The organism is Brevibacterium sp. MGP-B1 (assembly GCF_057766545.1).
This window is the reverse complement of record NZ_CM173407.1, coordinates 2,833,370-2,853,150: the sequence shown is the minus strand read 5'-3', so window position 1 is coordinate 2,853,150 and position 19,781 is coordinate 2,833,370. Positions and strand designations below refer to the sequence as shown.

20 protein-coding genes are annotated in these 19,781 nt (G+C 62.6%); 14 read left to right on the top strand and 6 right to left on the bottom strand.

Features of this window, described 5'->3' with window-relative positions; translation table 11 throughout:
• Positions 1-7: 7 nt before the first annotated feature.
• Together AC3CD9_RS13030 and AC3CD9_RS13025 are read left to right on the top strand one after the other, a co-directional pair.
• On the top strand, positions 8-1,051 hold the full coding sequence (locus tag AC3CD9_RS13030; RefSeq protein ID WP_488364271.1) for a peptidoglycan recognition protein family protein: 1,044 nt from the start codon (positions 8-10) through the stop codon (positions 1,049-1,051).
• Between the two features lie 12 nt (positions 1,052-1,063).
• Positions 1,064-1,624 carry a hypothetical protein gene (locus AC3CD9_RS13025; protein WP_488364270.1) on the top strand — a complete coding sequence of 187 codons (561 nt, stop codon included), beginning with the start codon at positions 1,064-1,066 and terminating at the stop codon, positions 1,622-1,624.
• 100 nt (positions 1,625-1,724) lie between these two features.
• Here the strand turns inward: AC3CD9_RS13025 and AC3CD9_RS13020 are convergent, their stop codons facing one another.
• The gene (locus AC3CD9_RS13020; protein WP_488364269.1) at positions 1,725-3,695 is read right to left on the bottom strand and encodes a glycosyltransferase; all 1,971 of its coding nucleotides are present in this window, start codon (positions 3,693-3,695) and stop codon (positions 1,725-1,727) included.
• 22 nt (positions 3,696-3,717) lie between these two features.
• On the opposite strand from AC3CD9_RS13020, the gene AC3CD9_RS13015 reads away from it, so the two are divergent.
• On the top strand, positions 3,718-3,987 hold the full coding sequence (locus AC3CD9_RS13015; protein ID WP_488364267.1) for a hypothetical protein: 270 nt from the start codon (positions 3,718-3,720) through the stop codon (positions 3,985-3,987).
• 9 nt (positions 3,988-3,996) lie between these two features.
• On the opposite strand, the gene AC3CD9_RS13010 is transcribed toward AC3CD9_RS13015, so the two are convergent.
• Positions 3,997-4,191 carry a hypothetical protein gene (locus AC3CD9_RS13010; RefSeq protein ID WP_488364265.1) on the bottom strand — a complete coding sequence of 65 codons (195 nt, stop codon included), beginning with the start codon at positions 4,189-4,191 and terminating at the stop codon, positions 3,997-3,999.
• A 1,048-nt stretch (positions 4,192-5,239) separates the two neighbouring features.
• On the opposite strand from AC3CD9_RS13010, the gene AC3CD9_RS13005 reads away from it, so the two are divergent.
• The 10 genes from AC3CD9_RS13005 (at position 5,240) to AC3CD9_RS12960 (ending at position 14,607) form a co-directional block, all read left to right on the top strand.
• Positions 5,240-5,443 carry a hypothetical protein gene (locus AC3CD9_RS13005; protein WP_488364264.1) on the top strand — a complete coding sequence of 68 codons (204 nt, stop codon included), beginning with the start codon at positions 5,240-5,242 and terminating at the stop codon, positions 5,441-5,443.
• An 86-nt stretch (positions 5,444-5,529) separates the two neighbouring features.
• Complete coding sequence (locus AC3CD9_RS13000) at positions 5,530-6,042, top strand: OmpA family protein (protein WP_488364263.1); 513 nt, start codon at positions 5,530-5,532, stop codon at positions 6,040-6,042.
• 193 nt (positions 6,043-6,235) lie between these two features.
• Entirely contained in the window at positions 6,236-7,612 is a 1,377-nt protein-coding gene (locus AC3CD9_RS12995; RefSeq protein WP_488364262.1) for an NAD-dependent succinate-semialdehyde dehydrogenase, read from the top strand.
• A 172-nt stretch (positions 7,613-7,784) separates the two neighbouring features.
• Positions 7,785-8,378, top strand: a complete 594-nt coding sequence (locus AC3CD9_RS12990) for a short chain dehydrogenase (protein ID WP_488364261.1) — start codon at positions 7,785-7,787, stop codon at positions 8,376-8,378.
• Positions 8,379-8,646: 268 nt separating this feature from the next.
• A complete protein-coding gene (locus AC3CD9_RS12985) occupies positions 8,647-9,360 on the top strand; it encodes a GntR family transcriptional regulator (protein ID WP_488364260.1) in 714 nt (237 codons plus the stop codon).
• Positions 9,361-9,716: 356 nt separating this feature from the next.
• The gene (locus AC3CD9_RS12980) at positions 9,717-10,964 is read left to right on the top strand and encodes an NAD(P)/FAD-dependent oxidoreductase (RefSeq protein ID WP_488364259.1); all 1,248 of its coding nucleotides are present in this window, start codon (positions 9,717-9,719) and stop codon (positions 10,962-10,964) included.
• 105 nt (positions 10,965-11,069) lie between these two features.
• Entirely contained in the window at positions 11,070-11,972 is a 903-nt protein-coding gene (locus AC3CD9_RS12975) for a dihydrodipicolinate synthase family protein (RefSeq protein ID WP_488364258.1), read from the top strand.
• Between the two features lie 23 nt (positions 11,973-11,995).
• Complete coding sequence (locus AC3CD9_RS12970) at positions 11,996-13,087, top strand: proline racemase family protein (RefSeq protein ID WP_488364257.1); 1,092 nt, start codon at positions 11,996-11,998, stop codon at positions 13,085-13,087.
• Between the two features lie 9 nt (positions 13,088-13,096).
• Positions 13,097-13,843 carry an SDR family NAD(P)-dependent oxidoreductase gene (locus AC3CD9_RS12965; RefSeq protein WP_488364256.1) on the top strand — a complete coding sequence of 249 codons (747 nt, stop codon included), beginning with the start codon at positions 13,097-13,099 and terminating at the stop codon, positions 13,841-13,843.
• Positions 13,840-14,607 (top strand): SDR family NAD(P)-dependent oxidoreductase, encoded by a 768-nt coding sequence (locus AC3CD9_RS12960; protein ID WP_488364255.1) that lies wholly within the window; start codon positions 13,840-13,842, stop codon positions 14,605-14,607. The genes AC3CD9_RS12965 and AC3CD9_RS12960 overlap by 4 nt, the downstream gene beginning before the upstream one ends.
• A gap of 99 nt (positions 14,608-14,706) precedes the next feature.
• Here the strand turns inward: AC3CD9_RS12960 and AC3CD9_RS12955 are convergent, their stop codons facing one another.
• Genes AC3CD9_RS12955 through AC3CD9_RS12945 form a run of 3 tightly spaced genes read right to left on the bottom strand, consistent with a single transcriptional unit; the run spans position 14,707 to position 17,151 of the window.
• Positions 14,707-15,555 carry an amino acid ABC transporter ATP-binding protein gene (locus AC3CD9_RS12955; RefSeq protein ID WP_488364254.1) on the bottom strand — a complete coding sequence of 283 codons (849 nt, stop codon included), beginning with the start codon at positions 15,553-15,555 and terminating at the stop codon, positions 14,707-14,709.
• Positions 15,552-16,283 (bottom strand): amino acid ABC transporter permease, encoded by a 732-nt coding sequence (locus AC3CD9_RS12950; protein ID WP_420097605.1) that lies wholly within the window; start codon positions 16,281-16,283, stop codon positions 15,552-15,554. Before AC3CD9_RS12950 ends, AC3CD9_RS12955 begins: the two co-directional genes overlap by 4 nt.
• 25 nt (positions 16,284-16,308) lie before the next feature.
• Positions 16,309-17,151: a substrate-binding periplasmic protein gene (locus AC3CD9_RS12945; protein ID WP_488364252.1), complete on the bottom strand. Its 843-nt coding sequence runs from the start codon at positions 17,149-17,151 to the stop codon at positions 16,309-16,311.
• 258 nt (positions 17,152-17,409) lie between these two features.
• Between AC3CD9_RS12945 and AC3CD9_RS12940 the strand changes: the two genes are divergently transcribed.
• On the top strand, positions 17,410-18,447 hold the full coding sequence (locus tag AC3CD9_RS12940; RefSeq protein ID WP_488364251.1) for an Ldh family oxidoreductase: 1,038 nt from the start codon (positions 17,410-17,412) through the stop codon (positions 18,445-18,447).
• 42 nt (positions 18,448-18,489) lie between these two features.
• On the opposite strand, the gene AC3CD9_RS12935 is transcribed toward AC3CD9_RS12940, so the two are convergent.
• Positions 18,490-19,779, bottom strand: coding sequence for a diaminobutyrate--2-oxoglutarate transaminase (locus AC3CD9_RS12935; protein WP_488364250.1), 1,290 nt, complete (start codon positions 19,777-19,779; stop codon positions 18,490-18,492).
• Positions 19,780-19,781: the final 2 nt, after the last annotated feature.

Below are 19,781 nucleotides of genomic sequence, written 5' to 3'. Positions count from 1 at the left end.
GACAGTAATGGCCATGATGCCCGGAGCCACGAATCGGCTCCTCGCAAACCAAGCGCGACAGGGTCTGATGAAGTCCTACCAGGGCGTGTGTCTGCACACCATGGTCGGAAGCCTCGCAGGCACCGACAGCATGTTCCAGAAGGACGGAACCGTCGGCACCGAATCCCACTTCGGAGTCGGCGAACACGGCGAGATCTACCAGTGGGTCGACACCGAGTACACCGCGGACGCTAACTACCTCGGATCCGGCCACGTCATCAGCATCGAGACCGCCGACTACGGCGGCTCGTTCGGCCGCTGGAACACCGCCGGCGACAACGTCCCGTACTGGAACTCGAAGCAGATCGCCGCGATCGTGAAGATCATCGTCTGGGCCTGTCAGACCCACGACATCCCCATCCAGCAGATGAAGACCGTCCGCGACCACGGCATCGGCTATCACGCCATGGGAGTCCCAGGAAACGAACTCCCCAACTCGCTACGAGGCACCCGTTACCAGTGGTCGAAGTACGCCGGGAAAGTCTGCCCCGGCAAGAAACGCATCTCCCAGATCCCCGAAATCGTGCGACTCGCACAAGGCGGAACCGCACCCCAACCCACCGAAACGAAAGGACTGTTTGGCATGGCACTCAAAACAGCTGACTCCCGCACCGAGAACCAGAAGGTCACCAAGGGCAAGGAGATCACACTCCGGACCCGGCAGAAGGACGCCAACAAGTTCCTCTGCTCAGTCAAGAAGGGAGAGACCGTCCTCGTCGACGAGCACCTTCGCGTCTCCGGTCTGAGAGAAGGCCAAGTCGCAGAGGTCTGGTTCCGCCTCGGCGAATACGTCAAGACCGCTCGCAAAACCTACTCCCGCTACAACTACCCCCGAGTCACAGTGCACGGCCGCGCCGGCGGTGCGGACGTGCACGTTGCCGTGCCGTTGGTCGACAAGATCGGGATGAGCCCGAAGCACAAAGGCGATCTCCGCCTCTACGTCGTCGTTAAGAACGTATCCGGCGACACCTGTGTCGTCGAATACACCAAACACCACGTCCTCGCAGACTGAAAGGCACCCACCATGAAGGTCATCACCACCGACAACGCCTCCGCCACCCAAACCGAACACCCCTGGCGGTCAGCACTGCGCACAGTCCTGCAGGTCGCACTATTCGCCTACCCCGTGTTCCTCGCCCTGCCCGAGATCCTCAACATCATCGACGAAGACCTCGGCGCGTTCCTCCCCGACGAAGCACGGACCAAGCTGCTCCTCGTGGCCACCGTCCTCGCCGCCGGTGCCGGCGCGATCGCACGCATCATGGCAATCCCCGCTGTCGAGAAGGCCCTCCGCAAGATCGGTGCAGGCGCAGCCCCCACCGAACTCACCTTCGGAGACTGGGCAGGGGCTGACGCTGACGAGGTGATCCCCGTCGACGACATCATGCAGGAGGAAGTCGCAGACGGAGACGACGCGGAACCCGAGGGCCTCGCGGATGAAGAGGACCCAGAACCTATCATCGTCTCGGAAGCGAACGACGACGCTGATCCCGAAGGGCCGGCAGATGATGAAACCCTCGACGCGCTCGCCGCCGCCGAAATCGATGACACTCCACCGCCGGACGGCTACCGGCCCCGGCACTGAACGGAGTATCATCGACCCCACCTAGTTCCCCGACTAGATGCGTCCCCGGACGCTCGACCCCGGTCTCACCTCATGGTGAGTCCGGGGTCGTTCGTCGTTTCTAGGCCTTGCACGGGCTCCCTGAGGCAGCGAGGATGCGTGCGCTGAGGTTTCCATGAGCCGTTGTGTACAAGCTCACCGATTCGGATTCATTCGTGATTGCCGAATTGTCGCTTGCGAGACGCACACGGTTGAAACTGCGTCCATGGACCAAGTCAATAGAAATATCGACGAGGCCCGGCGGAATGGCTGCGAGACGAGAGGTGGGAATCGCCGCATGCGCTCTGTGGCCAGCGAGTGTTGCGTGGACTCTGCCGAAGTAGGCACCGGCCCGGGAACTCCACGAGACAAACAGACTGTCGGGGGTTGCGTCCCCGATTCCATGCACGTTGATGTCCATGACTATCGAGTCATCTCTGACAGACGCTGAGGAGATACCCGCGTGCGAATTGTCCAGCTGAATGATCGGGTCGAAGGTTTTCTCGGCGAGGACTTCACCCCACCTCTGGACGATGGGCCGCTCAAAATAGTCAGCGGCTCGAGCGATAGCAGCGCGCCGCATCTTCTCGACCTCGCCTTCGCTCATGTCCGCGAAGCGCAGGATCGTAGCTGCACACGCCTCCGTGTCGCCAGGAGGGACAAGGAACCCGTTGACTCCATCCTCGATGATGTCTCCCGGACCGTAGGCAATGTCGTAGGCGATCGGAATGCACCCAGCAGACATGCTTTCGAGGATCACGAGGCCCTGACCCTCGAAGCGGCTCGTGAGGAGGCTGAACGAGGCTGTGTGGAAGGCCTGCTTTGCTCCCGGTGTGTGGCCGTGGAGGACCACAGAGCGTTTCACTCCGAGACCGTCGATGAGCTTCTCAAGCATTGTCCGGTCGGTTCCGTCGCCGTACACGTCGAGACGGATGCTCGGGTCTCTGGAAACGGCTGTGCTGATTGCCCGTACTGCGTCCTCGACACGCTTCTGCTCGGCGAGACGAGCGATCATGGCACCACGGTGCCGGTCGCGGGGAGCTGTCGGATCTCCGTGCAGGTCAGCGGTGAGGTTCGAGACGGTTCTCAATCGGCCCGCCGAAAGCCCAGCATTTGCCATGTCGATCTGCTGCTGCTCGGTCAGTGTGGTCACGAGGTCAAACGAATCGAGATGTTTGAGGAATTCCGACTTTCCCCGAGACAGTTCACCGTGGATATGGTCTCGTGGATCTTGTAGGAACGGGTTGTGCATCACCTGGCACAGGATGACGTTGTCGCGACGGTAGTCGTGGATGAGCGCCCCGGTGAACGAAGAGTCCGATATTAGGTAGGTGGGCTTCTCGTCGAAGACGACGTCAAGCCATGCATGATAGAACGCTCGGGCGGTCGGCCACTGGCCGATAATATTCTGCTGCCGATCGAACAGTGTGATCCGTCGCCCGCTGCGTTTCCCCCGCTTGCCCATGTCTAGTCTGTCTATGACGAGCAGGTGGCCACGGTCGTGGTAGCGGTCGGCTTGCAGAAGGACTCCGTCGTCTGTTTTACGGTACTCAGACCAATCGTCCTCGGTCCGAGGCATTGCGTCGTCGATCGCACCTTCCTCGACGTCGAGCGTGCCGACCATTCGCCGTAACTTCCGATCCGGCCAGCTCGTCAGGTCTTTCCACAGGTTGCGGATCTTCACCCGCCGGTCAATTCGCTTCTCTGCGTGGAGTTCCTTGTCCCGGTCCTGTGTTTTCATTTCCGGGCTCAATGTCAGGATCTCGACTCGCCGATTGTCTTGGCGTGCAAACGCTGAGCTTCTGTCCAGAACGACTGTTGTCATTCCACCGAATTCGTACGCGATGCCCCACGTCAAGGCATAGTGGCGGCCTTCCGGGAGGAGTCCTTTGTGGGGAAACTGACGCCGGATGCGTGGGGCGAGGGGATGTAGTTTCGAGGAGTCGAGCATGGTCATCAAGACTATTCGTGTGGTTGTCGAGAACCGGGAAATCCCACACCCCCGTGATGCTTTCGTTATGTCTGCGCATGCGGCGGAAGCGTCCTGTGTCACGCACTAGCTTCATAATCGAACTATGACTGAGGACTATGGAACCGCGACCTGGCGGTACTGGCAGAAGGTCCTCAATGACGCCGGTGCCCGCGGTTCGTTCCAGAGCCGTCCGACCGTCCCGGTACGTGCTCGTGTCGTGTTCGAACGAGACGGTGAAGTGTGGCTCGACGGTACGGCGACTCGGCTGGGGTTCGACGGGGCGATCTTCGTCGAGATCAAAGACCGCCGCGTGCAGACGATCGGTGTATGGCTGATGCCGAACGACGTGTGGTGGCAGGGGAAGTCGGTCTAGTGTTCGTGCCTATTTGAACTTCTTGTTTGGCTTGTAGTTGAAGACGGATTGTCCGTCTCGGTAGGCAGGCTGATTGCGGGCCTCCTGCTCTTTGCGTTCGTCGATCCGTGACCATCGCATGCCGACGCGCACGCCGGCGCCGATGACGAAGATGAGGATGACAAGGCTGAGCGCCCAGATGACGAGTGCTGCTATTGGTCCCATGGTTTCTCCTGTGCGGTGAAGTGTCGCCTTCCCGGATCCTAGGCCCGTCCGTGATACCCGAGCGCGCGACTACGTGGTTAGTTGCTGTTTCGTTATTGAGAAAGACGTGGGTGGGGGAGAGGGTGTGCCCATTCCGTGCCCACACTTTGCCCACATTCTGCCCAATCCACACAATCCCCACGTGCCAGGAATCCGCGAAAACTAGCGGATCGAGCCGCTGATATGGGGCGCTGAATCAGTTCGAGTCTGACAGGGGGGTGTAGCTATGGTGGCGGGCACTTCGTGGGCACAATTTGGGCACATCTGGGAATAGCCAGACCACCCGCCGATGTTGCCAAGCCCCGAGATTCCGCCGATCGCCTGCCGGTCTGGGCGTTCAATCGGGTTCAAATCCCACCGGCTCCGCGTGAGGCAGAACCCCTGCGATCCGATGAGAATTCGGGCGCAGGGGTTTTGGCGTTCCCACAGAATCGCGTTTGCCCGCGAGTGCCGACGCCTTTGTTCGTTTCGACTTACGTTCGATGTAGTGAAAGTTCACCTGTCCGGGGTAAGTTGATCCGCGTCCGACCCCGCGTCACCGGAGCTCACCAGCAGAGATGCTGCTCCGGCGAGTACTGAGGAGAACTCCCATCGCTATGCCCCTGATCCGCAGGACAGCTCTGTCCGCTGCCGCCGCCGCTCTGGCGCTGACCCTGACCGCCTGCTCGTCCGGAGATGACACAGAGGAGCAGAACGCCGAGGGCACCGAAACCCAAGGTGCCGCGCAGGAGTCAGGTGAGGCCGCAGGTTCGAAGGGTGAATCCGGATCCGCCGAGGCGGCCGGCCTCGACCCGAATGATCTCCCCGATCCTGTCGCCTCCCAGGAGATTCCCGCCGCCGTTGACGGCGACGAGAAAGCGACGATGACTGTCGAGCTGTTTCCTCTGAAACGTCAGGGCGAAACTGTCGTGGCGCAGTTCGCGTTCACCGTGAACTCTGATCAGAGCGACGAGGATGACGACGGCGACGATCTCTACGGCTATCTTGGTGGGAGCTGGGCACGTTCCTTGTGGACTCGCAGAACCTGCGCAAGCACAATGTGTTGGATAAGTTCCCGCAGCGAGCGCAGACGAATGTCCAACAGACGAAGTTCAAACCCGGCCAGACCCACTATGCCTTCGCCGTCTTCGCGGCCCCGCCGCCGGATGTCGACGAGGTTGAAGTCTCGGTCGTCGACGGTATGAACCTCGCCACCGGAGTGAAGATCTCGTGAAGCCGGCAGCCGTCGGTCCTGCAGCGGTGATTCTGGCTGCCGGCATTGTCGTCGCGGGCCCATCCGCATTCGCGTTCGCAGACTCAGTGACTTCGCATGACATCGCCAACCGAAATGCCCCGACGCCGGATGACTTCACCGGTCCCGACCAGTCGCAGATCGACAACAGCATCGTCGAACTCGAACCGGAAATCTATGATTTGGACAAAGGCATCGAGGATGTCGAAACGACCAAAGCCAGTGGCGGCGATACCGTGGTCACGCTCGACACCGATATCCTCTTCGACTTCGACTCGTCCGAACTGAGCGACACGGCGAAGAAGAAGATCAAGGAGCTCGTCACGGATCTGCCGACCGATTCCGAGATCACGGTCGGCGGGCATACGGATTCCAAGGGCGAAGACGACTACAACAAGAAGCTCTCCGAAGACCGCGCGAAGGCAGTCGCCGAGGTGCTCACCTCGGAGGACTCGGACCTTGACGTGACGGCAAAGGGTTTAGGCGAGTCCGAGCCCGTCGAGTCGAACGAGAAGAACGGCAAGGACGACCCCGAGGGCCGGGCGAAGAACCGTCGCGTCGAAATCCGCTACGAAGACTGACGTCGTCGCCGATCTCTCGTCGGCAGTCAGCCGGGCTGCCCGAGGGATCGGCCGGCGGAGAAGAGCAGCCGATTCCCTTAAGTTTCGCTTTGTCATACAATATTTGGGACGGTGTGCCGTCGTGCTCACCGAATCAGCTGAAGCGTTTTCCTGTTGTCGGCAAACGCCATGACTTCCGAAGGAGCCGAATTCAATGTCGAACTATCGTGTTCAGAATCCCGCCACGGGCGAGATCGTCGAGACCTTCCCCGAGGCAACGAATGCCGAGATCGAATCCACAGTGACTGCCGCCCACTCCACGTACCTGACGTGGAAGGACACCGACATTCAGGAGCGGGCGTCGATTGTGCGTCGGGCGGCGGAGATCTTCCATGAACGCAAGGACGAACTCGCCAGAACGATCTCGGTCGAGATGGGCAAGTCGTATGCCGAGTCCGTTGACGAGGTCGAGTTCGCCGCCGACATCATCGACTACTACGGCGTCCACGGACCCAGTCTGGTCACGGATTATCAGATCCCGTCGACCATCCCCGGTACCGCACGCATCGAATCCCTGCCGGTCGGTGCCCTGCTCGGTGTGATGCCGTGGAACTTCCCCTACTACCAAGTGGCCCGGTTCGCGGCCCCGAATCTGGTGCTGGGCAATACGATCATGCTCAAACATGCCGACATCTGTGGACGGTCGGCACTGTTGATCGAGGAGATCTTCCACGCCGCCGGGGTCCCCGCCGGCGGATACTCCCACCTGTTTGCCACTCATGATCAGATCGCTGCGCTCATCGCTGACCCTCGGGTTCAGGGTGTGTCCCTGACCGGGTCGGAGCGGGCGGGCGCGATCATCGGTGCCCAGGCCGGTCAGAACCTGAAGAAGGCCGTGCTCGAACTCGGCGGGATCGATCCGATGGTTGTTCTCGACGCCGACGATGTGGCGGCGGTGGCGCGTGAGGCGTGGGAGTTTCGGACGTATAACGCCGGACAGGTGTGCAACTCGAACAAACGCCTCATCGTTATGGACGACATCTATGACGACTTCGTTGCCGAACTCGTGAAGTTGGGGACCGGACTCGCTCCGGGGGATCCGCTGAATCTGGGTGAGGGTGAGTATGTGCCGTTGTCGAGTTGTGCCGCCGCGGAGACCGTTGATGCGCAGGTGAAGAAAGCCGTTGCTGAGGGGGCTCGGGTGCTCGTCGGTGGTGAGCTGGGCGAGGGCCCGGCTGCGTACTATTCGCCGACTGTGTTGGTTGATGTGCCCCGGGATTCCGAGTCGTATGGTGAGGAGCTCTTCGGACCGGTGGCGACTGTCTTCAAGGTCTCCAGCGACGAGGAAGCTCTCGAGTTGGCCAATGATTGTGCCCTTGGTTTGGGTGGGTCTGTGTTCTCGACTGATGAGGCGCGTGCTGATCGTGTGGCTGCTCGTCTCGAGGTGGGGATGACGCATGTGAACACGATTGCGGCGGAGGCGGCTGAGTTGCCGTTCGGTGGGGTGAAGCGGTCTGGTTTCGGTCGTGAGATGGGTCCGATCGGGATGGGTGAGTTCGTGAATAAGCGCCTCCACTTCATCGCGAAATAGCCTCCGGCGGCCGCCGCTCGGTCGGCAGCGTGCGCCCTGACCGGGCACAGGGGTGGTCGAACTACCAGGCTTCCCCTACACTCAGGATTGTCAGTCAATAGATCAATGTCTGACAAAGCATCGCATCGACCGCCCGGTTGATGAACCGTCCGAAACGAGCAAGGAGGTCAGGATGAAGATTCTGTTGGTGGGATCCGGCGGCCACGTCGGAGGCGTGGCACGCGACGAATTCGAGAAGCGCGGTCATGAGGTCATCAGCGCCACCAGGTCGACCGACCCTGGAGTCGACACATCGGATGCCTCATCGATCTCGAACCTGCTGCGGTCGGTCGGCACGGTCGACGCCATCGTCGTCGCCGTCGGTTCCGCGGCGTTCAAGCCGGTCACCGAACTCACCCGAGATGACTACAGCGCGGCATTCACCTCGAAGGCACTCGGTCAGATCGAGTTCGTCACTCAGGGTCTCGACCACCTCAGCGACGGCGGGTCGATCACCTTCGTCACCGGAGTGCTGAGCCGCGAGCCCATTCCGACGGCAGCCGCCGCGGCCATGGCCAACGGTGCAGTCGAATCATTCGTCGTGTCTGCGGCGCCCGAGCTTCCGCGCGGCATCCGCATCAACGCGGTCAGCCCGAACGTCCTCGCGAACTCACCGCATTATCATGACGCCTTCGCCGGCATGACTCCGGTGACGGACGAAGCCGTGGCGAACGCATTCGTGCGCTCCGTCGAAGGCAACGTCACCGGTCGGATCCTGACGGTCTGAGTCGTTCGGTCTCCTGCCGAAAGGGCATTGCACGCCCGATCTGCAGGCTCTTCTGACGGCGGCGAAGCGCCTCGGCGTCGTTGAGGCTGTCAGCCTCGGCGCCGGGGCGAATCCGTCGGCTCCCGTCCCTTCGACCGCGGGTTCAGTACAATTGAGACCGGGCGGTCAGACAATGTGTACGAACAGTCAGATCGGATGAGTCGAGCCGTTCTCCTGAGGCGAGACCAGCCCGAAGCCGGAACAGCCTTATCGAGAAAGCAGTCGAAGAGTGGAGCCGCTGGAGACAGAGAGAGGCGCGACAGAACGCGCCCCGTCGCGCCGTCCTGCGTCGAACACCGAGCGCCGGCAGCGTGTCATCGACGAGATCAAACGCCGCATCGTTCTCGGGGAACTCACTCCCGGTCAGAGGATCATCGAGGCCGATCTGACCTCATCGCTCGAGGTCAGCCGTCCTACTGCACGCGAGGCGCTCAATCAGATGGCCCGCGACGGTTTCCTCATCCAAGAGGCCTACCGGGGCCTGCGTGTGGCGAACATCGAGGTCGAATCGATGCTCGAGATCGCTCGCGTCCGAGTCGCCCTCGACACCGAAGCCATCGACGAGATCCTCGATGATCGCACGGGGCGGCGGATGGCTCGCCTCGAGGAGATCTGGAAGCGCTTCGAAAGCGAAAGCAGTGAAGCCGACCCACTCGCCGTCCATGAGGCTCACGTCCGTTTCCACCGCGGCATCTGGGAAGCCGCGGACAACTATCTGCTCATGCGCATCTGGCCGGTAGTCGAGGCTCAGATGACGATCATCCTCGCCTATGATCAGTTCACCCGACGAGATTCCGGGCGCGCCCACGCCATCCATGCGGCACTGATGCGCGCGATCCGCAGCGGCGACCGCGACCGCATCCGCACCGCGCTCGACGTCCACACGATGGACAGTGCACAGGAACTCGCACTCCTGGTCTCCGGAGCCGCCGACAAAGACTGACTCCTGACTGCGCGATCGCCCGTTTCCTGCCTCGGCGATCCGCGGCCTTTTCCTCCCGTTCCTTATCTCCTTACTGACGAATGGTTCGGCGCCAGCTCGCGCATACTCCACCGAGGAAACCCTCCTGCGCTCAGGTTGATCACCACCGCATGCTCTTCGCCGCCGGGCGGACGCCGGCCGCCAGTCGTCTTCCGAGGTGCACGGGAGTCACCCGAATAATGCCCATCATTCACAGAGGTAAGAGGGATTGACGCGGCTGTGAACTGTGCGTAGCGTATTCTTCAAGAGATTGTCATACAATAATGACGTAGGCAGTGTGGCTGGATGACAGCCAGGACACCAATGGAGGGAACCGGATGAGGACTGTCGTCGTCGGAGGAGGCGTGGTCGGGCTGACCACCGCCTATGAGCTGGCTCTGCGCGGCCATGAGGTCACGGTCATCGAAGCCGGACGCTGCGGTGCAGGCGCCTCCCACGGAAACGCCGCGAAGATCGCCATCGCCGAGAGCAGCCCTGTTCCGGCACCAGGAGTCCTGCTCCAAGGGATCAGGTGGATGCTCAAGCCCGACAGCCCACTGTCGATCCGGCCGTCGCTGGCGCCCGGCTACCTCAAGTTCCTGCTGCGGATGGCCACGCACTGCAACGCGCGTGACTTCGACGCCGGGCTCGATCTTCACCTCCGCCTCGGTGAGGACGCGAACGACCTCTTCGACGAGTACCAGATTCAAGGCATCGACTTCGAAATGCACGACCGCGGTGTGCTGCTCGCCTTCGAGACGCGGGAGCGTTTCGACGAGCACTGTGCCAGCCTGCCCGCGTTCGAGGCCGCAGGCCACCGACCTCAGCGACTTCACGATGACGAGGTCCGCGAGGCCGAACCGGCCCTGAGCGACCGCATCCGCCACGGTCTCTTCTTCTCTGCCGACCGGCAGATCGAACCCGATTCCCTGACCGCCGGCCTTCTCGCGAAACTCTCCGAGCTTGGCGTCGTTGTACGAGAGAACACTAGTGTCGGACGCTTCGTCCGCTCCGGCGATGCTGTGACTGCCGTTGTCACCGCAGACGCCGAGGTGATCAGCACCGACGCGCTCGTCATCGCGGCGGGCGTCCCAGCTGGGACCATGGCGGCCGAACTCGGTCAGAAGATCCCGATCTATTCGGGCAAGGGCTACAGCATCGATTACTCACCGGCCCCGATCAAGCTGCGCACATCGCTGACCCTCGAAGACGCCCGAGTCGCAGTCACTCCGTTGGACGGCATGCTCCGGCTGGCCGGAACCATGGAATTCGGCAGCAAGGACGACCGCGTCAATGACGTGCGAGTCGGCGCCATCCGCCGCTCCGCGCAGGAGGCATTCCGCGACTGGGGTGAGGGCGCAGGCGAGCAGACCCCGTGGGCAGGATCTCGTCCCATGACCCCGGACGGGCTTCCCGTCATCGGTCGGGTCGAATCCGTGAGCAATGCCTATATCAACTCCGGACATTCGATGCTCGGCCTGACACTGGCACCGGGATCTGCCCGGCTGCTCGCGGGACTCATGACAGACGGAAGCTCGACACTGCCTGACGACCTTCTCGCGCGGGTGTCACCGAACCGGTTCTGACTACTGGCCCGGCCGCCTCCTCGGCGACGTCGCTGCCGTCAGTGCCCAAACCCTGCATCACCCGAATCCAGCACCACACAATCCCGAACAGAGTAGGAAAGACCAATGACCACACAGCAGTTCACCGGCGTCCTCGCCGCCGTCGTCACTCCCTTCACCGCCGATGGATCCGCCGTCGATGTCGAGGGAATCCGCCGCCAGGTCGACCACATCGTCGGAGGAGGAGTCCACGGACTCGTGCCCGGCGGATCCACCGGAGAATTCACCTCCCTGACCATCGATGAGCGCAAGGCATCGAACCGGGCCTATGTCGAAGCAGCGGCCGGGCGCGTACCCGTCGTCGCCGGCACCGGGGCTCTGAGCACTGCTGAGACGATCGAACTCACCCGTGATGCGAAGGACGCCGGCGCCGACGCAGTGATGATCGTCCCTCCGTTCTACGATGCCCCCGATTTCGACGCGCTCATCGCCCACTACGCGGCCGTCACCGAGGCTGTCGACATCCCGATCATGTACTACAACATCCCGGCCGCGACCGGGGTGGAACTCAGCGCCGAACAGTTGGGCGAACTCGGCCGTCGCACCGGAGTGACCAGCTACAAGGACACCGGCGGAGACTTCCCGAAGTACACCGAAGTCCGATACGGCCAGGCCGATGACATCCAGGCGCTCAACGGATGGGACACACTGACCTTCGCCGCCTTCGCCCTGGGCGCAGAAGCGGGAGTCTGGGGAGCCGCGAGCGTCATCCCCGGCCTGTGCGCCGAGCTCTATGAGGCGGTCGCCGTCGCCAAGGACCTCGACCGAGGACGGGAACTGTGGGAGAAGATCAATCCGATCTGTGTCTTCCTCGAGTCGCACAACTATGCTGGCGCCATCAAGACAGGTACGGCACTCGTCGGCGTCGACGCTGGCCCGACCCGCTCGCCCATCCTGCCCTTGGCCGAGGAGTTCGTCGAAGAATTCCGTGGACTGCTCCGCAATGCCGGTGTCGAGGTCGTGGGCTGAGACCCGCACAGAGACGAGGAAACGTGAAGAACAGACAGCTCATCCAGGCCGTCGATGTCCACGCGGCCGGCGAACCCGGCCGCGTGCTCATCGGCTCGGGACTGCGGGTCAAAGGTGCGACGATGGCCGAGAAGCTCCGATACTGCGAAGAGCACCTCGACGACTTCCGGAACCTCATCCTCCACGAACCCCGCGGCTATCCCGGCCTGTGCTCGCCGATCGTCGTGCCTGCGACGGATCCGAGCTGCGATTTCGGAATGCTCGTCATGGAGCAGGGCGGGTTCAAGCCGATGTCCGGATCGAACCTCATCTGCACCGTCACGGCGCTGATCGAGACCGGGTCCGTCGATGTCAGCGAACCGGTCACCGAACTGCGGGTCGACACCGCCGCCGGTGTCGTCACGGTCCGAGCCGAAGTGGAGGCCGGCCGAGCGAAATCGGTGACCTTCGACAATGTCCCGGCTTTCGTCCACGGACTCGACCTGCCTCTCGAGGTGCCTGGGTACGGGACGATCCCCGTCGACATCGTCTTCGGCGGTCAGTTCTACGTACAGACTGCGGCGGACAACCTCGGCGTGGATCTTGATCCGGGCAATGCCAAGGAGATCATCCGGGCAGCCAGCGTGATGCGGCAGGCCGCAAATGAGACCTTTGACGTGCAGCACCCGCTCATCCCGGAGATCGACTCGATCGGTCTTCCGATGATCCACGGGCCCGCCCGAACAGCGGGCACCGACGGACGCAATGCGGTCGTCCTGCCCACCGGCATCGTCGACCTCGACGATCCGACCACGTGGACCGGGACCCTCGACCGCTCGCCCTGCGGCACCGGGACGAGCGGTCGAGTGGCGGCCAAGCACGCCCGCGGCGAACTGCCCGTCGGTCAGCGATTCGTCCACGAATCGATGATGGGCACGACCTTCACTGCAGTGGTGAAGGAGGAGACCGAAATCGGAGGACAGGCGGCAGTCACTCCATCGATCACAGGACGCGGATGGATCACAGGATTCCAGCAGCTCGTGCGCGAGGCCGATGATCCGTTCCCGGTCGGCTTCACCGTCGGCGACATCTGGAACGGCGGAACGAGCGCGGCGGAATTCGCAGACGAAGACTGAGGAGAGAACATGGAACTGCAAGGTCGACGAATCATCGTCACCGGTGCTGCCGGCGGCATCGGTTCGGCCATCGCCGTCGCCTGTGCTCGGCAGGGTGCCCGCGTCGCAGCGGTCGATCGGGTCGAAGCCGCGATCAGCCCCGAGGCAGATATCCCTGCCGAGTCGATCACCCCGTTCATTGCGGACCTCGCCGAGCCGCGGGCCTGCGCAGACCTCGTCGCGGAAGTGAACGAGAGCTTCGGAGAGATCGACGGACTGGTCAACTGCGCCGGAGTGATGCGCCGTGGCGACCTGCTCGAGATCGATGACGACGACTGGGCGGTGACTTTCGGGGTCAACGTCGACGCAGTGATGCGACTGTGCCAGGCTGCCCTGCCTTCGCTCATCGCTGCCGAGTCAGGTGCGATCGTCAACATCGCCTCGCAGTGGGGACTGCAGCCGGCTGTCGGCCATATCGCCTACAACAGCTCGAAGGCCGCAGTCGCGTCGCTGACTCGAAGTCTCGCCGTGGACTTCGGCTCCCGGGGCGTCCGGGCGAACTCGATCTGCCCCGGGGAGATCCTCACCCCGATGCTGCAACAGAAGCTCGATGACAACGGGATTGCCGAATCCGACCTGGCCTCGACGATCCCCCTGGGGCGTCTGGGCCGGCCCAGCGAGGTCGCCGAACTCACGACCTTCCTGCTCAGCGACCGGGCATCGTTCATCTCCGGTGCCGCGATCGAGATTGCCGGAGCTCAGCAGGTGGGATCATGAGCGAGTCGCCATTGACCGGTCGGCGCATCCTCGTCACCGGAGCGTCGAAGGGAATCGGAGCCGCGATCGCCCGTGCCATGCACCGGGACGGCGCTGAGGTGGCTGTCCATTTCAATTCCGACCGATCCGGCGCCGAGGCGCTCGCCGCCGAACTCGGTAATCGGGTCCACCTCGTCCACGGTGACCTGTCCGACCGGGAAGCCGCGGCCCATGTCTGGTCCGCAGCATCCTCGGCGATGGGCGAAGTCGACACCGTGGTCAACAATGCCGGGGCCTGGATCGCCTCGCCGCTCGAGGACGACGCTGGGCGAGCCGATGGGACGGATGCGTGGGCAGCGGGATGGGACGCGAACATGCAGCTCAACCTCATCTCTGCAGCCGACCTCTGCCGAGAGGCGCTGCTGGCGTTCCGCGAACAAGGTGGGGGAGCGATCATCAACATGACGAGCCGCTCCGCCCATCGCGGAGACGATGCCGAACACCTCGCCTATGGTGCGGCCAAGGCCGGTCTGCTCAGCCTGACGAAGGGAATTGCGCGCGGGTATGGCCACCTCGGCGTCTGTGCCTACGCCATCGCTCCAGGCTGGGTCGATACGGGACTGGCGGCCGGCGCCGTCTCGGACGAGGTGCTGGCGGGGCTGCCCCTGCGCGAAGTCACCCCGCCTGAGGACGTGGCCGAGCTCGTCGCCTTCCTCGCCTCGGGTCGAGCTCGCCACCTCACCGGTTCGACCATCGACGTCACTGGTGCGGACTACGTGCGGTGACCTCGACTCTTCACTGACCAGCGCGGCTGGAACGCTCTGCCAGGCTGTGACGACGGAGGCCCCCGGGACTGAATTGTCCCGGGGGCCTCCGTCGTCTGTTCAGAACCGCACCGCTTCGACGAACTTTTTCAGTTCGGGATCTTCGGTGTGGTTGAACGCCTCGTCCGGAGTGGCATTCACCGCGATCTCCCCCTCGTGGAAGAACACCACACGGTCCGCAGCCTTCGAGGCGAAGGCCATGTCGTGAGTGACCAGCGCGACCGCGATGCCCTCCTCCTCCTTGAGCCGGCGGAGGACATCGAGGACCTCGGCGGCGACCGGTGGATCGAGCGCCGAAGTGATCTCGTCGCAGAGCAGCAGCTTCGGCTGCATCATCAACGCTCTGGCGATCGCCACGCGCTGACGCTCGCCGCCGGAGAGCTGGACAGGCTTCGACCGGATGTGATCGGACATCCCCACCTCGGCAAGTGCCTTCTTAGCGCGCTCGAGAGCTTCGCTTTCGGCCATGCCGAGGCGCTTCCTCGGAGCCAGTGTGAGGTTCTTGAGCACATCCATATGCGGCCACAAGGTGTAGCTCTGGAAGATCATGCCCACATGGGAATCGACCTGCTTCCAGGCTGGTGTTCGCTTCTGGTCTGAGAAGACCACCTCCCCGTCGAAGGTCATCTCCCCGTCGTCCGGGTCGGTGAGCCCTGCGATCGCTCGGAGCAGAGTCGACTTTCCGGAACCGGAACGACCGATGATGACGGTGATATCACCCGCTCGCATGTCGAAATCGATGCTCTTCATCACCTCCCGCTCGCCGAAGCTCTTGCGCAGACCACGACAGGAGACGAGCACATCGCCGATGTTCGCGGAGATCGCTCGACCGGCGTTGGCACGAGAGCTGTTCGGCTGACTGCTGTCGCTCGGAGCCGAACCCACGTTTGCAGCTGTGGTGTCGTTCACGGCTTCACCTTCACTTTCCCGCCGGGCATCATCTGCACTGCGAGTCCCTTCTTCTTCCTGACACTGCTGCCGACCATGAGATTCCGTTCGATCTTGCTGAGGATGAGCGATGCCGGGAACGCGATGACGAAGTACATCAGCGCGGCCACGGTGAGGATCTCAAGAGCCCGGTACGACTCGGTCGAGATCTTGTTCGCCGTGAACATGAGATCGGCGACGGCGATGGTCGAGACCAGAGCCGTGTCCTTGAACAGCGAGATGTTGAGCGAGAGGATGACGGGCAGCTGCTGTTTGAGTGCCTGCGGCACGATGATGTACCGAATCTGTTGGAACCTGGAGAGCCGGAGCATCTTTCCCGCCTCGACCTGTTCGGGCGGTACCGCCTGGAACCCGCTTCGATAGGCCTCGGCCATAAAGGCGGTGAGGTTGAGGGTGAGAGCGATGACGGCCGAGATCGTCCCGGGGATGGTGATGCCGGTCAGCGTCGGAAGGGCGTAGTAGACCCAGAACAGCTGGACGAGCAGCGGCGTGCAGCGGAAGATCTCGATGTAGAGCTGGGCCAGCCAGCGCACCACTTCGATGTTCGACATCCGCAGGAAGGCCACCGGGATCGCCAAGATCATGCTCAAAGCGATGACGATGACAGCGATCTCGAGGGTGAGCACCAGACCATCGAGCAGTCGGGGGAAGTTGCTCGTGACGACGGTCCAGTCGAATTGGTAATTCATGATGACTCCTCGTCGAACCTGCTGATCACTTCATCTCAAGATCGCCGAGGTCGTTGGGGTCAACCACTCCGGCCTTGTCGAGAGCGGCTTGGAAGGAACCGTCGTTCTTCGCGTTCTGAATCGCGATGTTGATGACCTGCAGCGAACGGTTGTCGATGTCGGGGCTGACTCCGTAGTTCGAATCGCTCTTGAAGATGACCGGCTTCGGACGCACGATCTTCAGGGACTTGTTCTTCTGAGCGGCATCGGCGAGAGTCGGGAGATCTCCGAAAGCGGCGACTGCACGACCGGCTTCCATCGCCGTGATCGACTGCGGAATCGCTTCGGCGTTGACGATGTCCACGCCGAGGTCCTCGACCCGGCGCTCATAGGATGTGCCGGTGGCCACCGCGACGCCCTTGCCCGAATCGACGATGTCCTCGGTGGACTTGAGGCCGGAGTCGGCCTTGACGATCCAGACTCCCTCATAGGTGTAGACGGGATCGGTGAACTGAATGGCCAGTGACCTCTCAGAGGTGGCGTCGAGATACGCACCGACGTCGAAACGGTCGGCTTGGAGGCCGGAGACCATCTTCGACCACTCGGCGGCCACCGGGGTGAATTTCACGCCCATCTCTTTGGCGAGGTTCTGCAGCGGCAGAACATTCGGCCCGCCCATCTTCCCGTTCTTCTGCTCACCGGTCATCGGGGGAGCAGACGCGATCCCGACCCGCAGTTCGCCTTGATCTTTGATCTTCTGGATCCACGCACCATTTTCGGTGCCGCCGGCTCCGGAGCCCGAGCGGAAGCCGGCTCCGAAGTATCCGCCGACGAGTGCGAGGACTATGACCCCGACGATGGCGATGATGATCTGACTGGTTTTGGACATCGTTGTCTCTCTTTGTCATGCCCCGGTACGGTCACCGGACCGGGGTGCCGGATGTATCGACGGGACTCCGCGTCGGTGCGAAGCGACACCTCTGACCGTCAAGTGTCATACAATTCACTTTATAGCGAGTGTTCGTGATTTGCGACACGTATGGGACAATTTGTCGCAGAACAGTTATATTGACGGCGCTGCCCCGAATGTGTCGGCGCTTTGTCAGACAATCAACGATATGTGTGGCGACTTGGGAAGGGTGCTTGAATGAATGCCAGCGGAATGGACGGCGCGGCCGATGAGGCCTCAGCTGCCGATGCGATCTCCTTTGATGCTCTCGTCGATGCGATCAGAGCCGAGCTCATCGGAGCCGGTGCCTCTCCATCAGTCGCCGAAGTGCTGGCGACCAACTGTGCCACCTGCGAACGCGACGGCACTCTCAGCCACGGAGTCTTCAGGGTCGCCGGCTATCTCGATTCATTGAATCGAGGCTGGGCAGATGGGGCAGCAGAAGCGAGCATCGACGTCGTCGGCCCTTCCTATATCCGCATCGACGGTCACAATGGTTTCGCTCAACCTGCACTCGCCGAGGCGGGGCCGACGATCGACAAGGCGCTCGACGACACCGGTGTCGCCGTCATCGCTCTGCGCAACACCCATCACTTCAGTGCCCTGTGGCCCGACCTCGAGGCATTTGCACGCGACGGTCGGGTGGCGATGGGGATGATTGCCAGCGGCAAGCTCGCCGTTGTCCCCGAGGGGGCCACTCGTCCGGTCTTCAGTACCAATCCGTTCGGTTTCGCCACACCCGTGGCTGACGCGGACCCGATCGTCTTCGACTTCTCCACGTCGTCGATGTCCCACGGGGATCTGCAGCTGCTGCGGGCAGAAGGCCAGGACGTTCCGGTCGGGACCGGGGTCGACTCGACCGGCGCGGACACCACGGATCCGAACGCCATCCTCGACGGCGGCGGCATCCGCCCGATCGGCGGGCACAAGGGTGCGCTGCTGTCGTTCATGATCGAAACGCTCGCGGCAGGGCTGACCGGCGGTGCCTTCACCTATGAGGTCGACGCGGAGGCTCCCGAGGGCGCCCACACCTTCCGGACCGGTCAGCTCTTCATCGTCATCGACCCCGAACGCGGCGGCAACGACGCCTATCTGAGCCGCGTCCGCGAATTCGTCGACATGCTCCGCGACGCAGGCATGGATCGTCAGCCCGGTGATCGTCGCTATGCCAATCGCGCCGAGGCGGCCGAACGCGGAATCCCCGTCACCGACACGATTCGCGCTCTGTTGGCGTGATCCGCAGGCGGTGACGGGGCGTTCGAGGGGGAGCGTTCGTGCTCAGGAGTGGCAGCTCTCGAGCCGTCGCAGACCCTCGGTCAGCTGTGACGTCGGTGTGTTGATGGGTGGCATCAGTTTCACGACTTCGCTGTAGCGACCGCATCGTTCGACGATGACTCCCCGCCTGAGGGCGGCCTGCTGGAATTCTGCAGCGTTGGCCGTCCCGTCGGTGCCGAAGTCGATTCCTGCGATGAGACCGTGCTGTCGGCAAGCGACTACCGCCGGGTCCTCGGCGATCCGGGCGAGAGAGTCGGCGAGTGCTGCGGAGTTGTCGTCGATGAGGTCGAGGAATCCTTGATCTTGCCACAGCTGGAGAGCGATCCGTCCGGTGACGAACGCGAGTTGGTTGCCGCGAAAGGTGCCAGTGTGGTCGCCGGGGCTCCAGGCGTCGAGTTCTCTGCGGAACATGATCAGCGCCAACGGCAATCCGGATCCTCCGATCGATTTCGCTGTGGTGACGATGTCGGGCACGACTCCGGAGTCTTCGAAGGAGAAGAACCGGCCAGTGCGACCACACCCGGTCTGGACTTCATCGACGATGAGGAGGACACCGTTGCGCTGAGTCCATTCGCGAAGTCCGCCCAGCCATTCGGCTGAGGCAGCGTAGACGCCCGCTTGGATCTGGACTCCTTCGACGATGACGGCGGCCGGCAATTCTGCTCCACCACTCGGGTCAGCGAACTGACGCTCGAGATAGTCGATCGAGTCGAAGTCGCCATCGGGTCCCGATTCATAGGGGACGAAGGTGACCTCATGGAAGAGCTGTCCGCCTGCGGCACGGAGACGATTGCTGCCGCTGACGGACAGGGCACCAACCGACATTCCGTGGTACGAGCCGCGAAAGGCGACGATTCCCCGTCGTTTCGTCGTCAGCTGTGCGAGCTTGAGGGCGGCTTCATTGGCGTCAGTGCCCGTGGGGCCGGTGAACTGAACCTTGTAATCGAGTCCACGCGGGACCAACAGGCCGGACTCGATCGTCTCGAGGAACTCCCGCTTCGCCGAGGTGTGAAGATCGAGTCCGTGGAGAATCCCGTTGTGGTGGACATGCTCGATGATCGCTGCGGTCATGTCTGGATGATTGTGTCCGTAGTTCAATGCTCCGGCACCGGCGAAGAAGTCAAGATACTCAGCTCCGTCCTCCGTGGTCACGACTGAGCCCCGGGCGGTCGTGAAGACGGACGGAATGTCGCGGCAGTACGCACGGCAGTTCGTCTCCAGGTGTTCGAAGATGGCGGTGTTCGCCTCGTTGTTCTCGCTGCCGGGTGTGTTCGTGGTCATGGTTTGAGTCACGG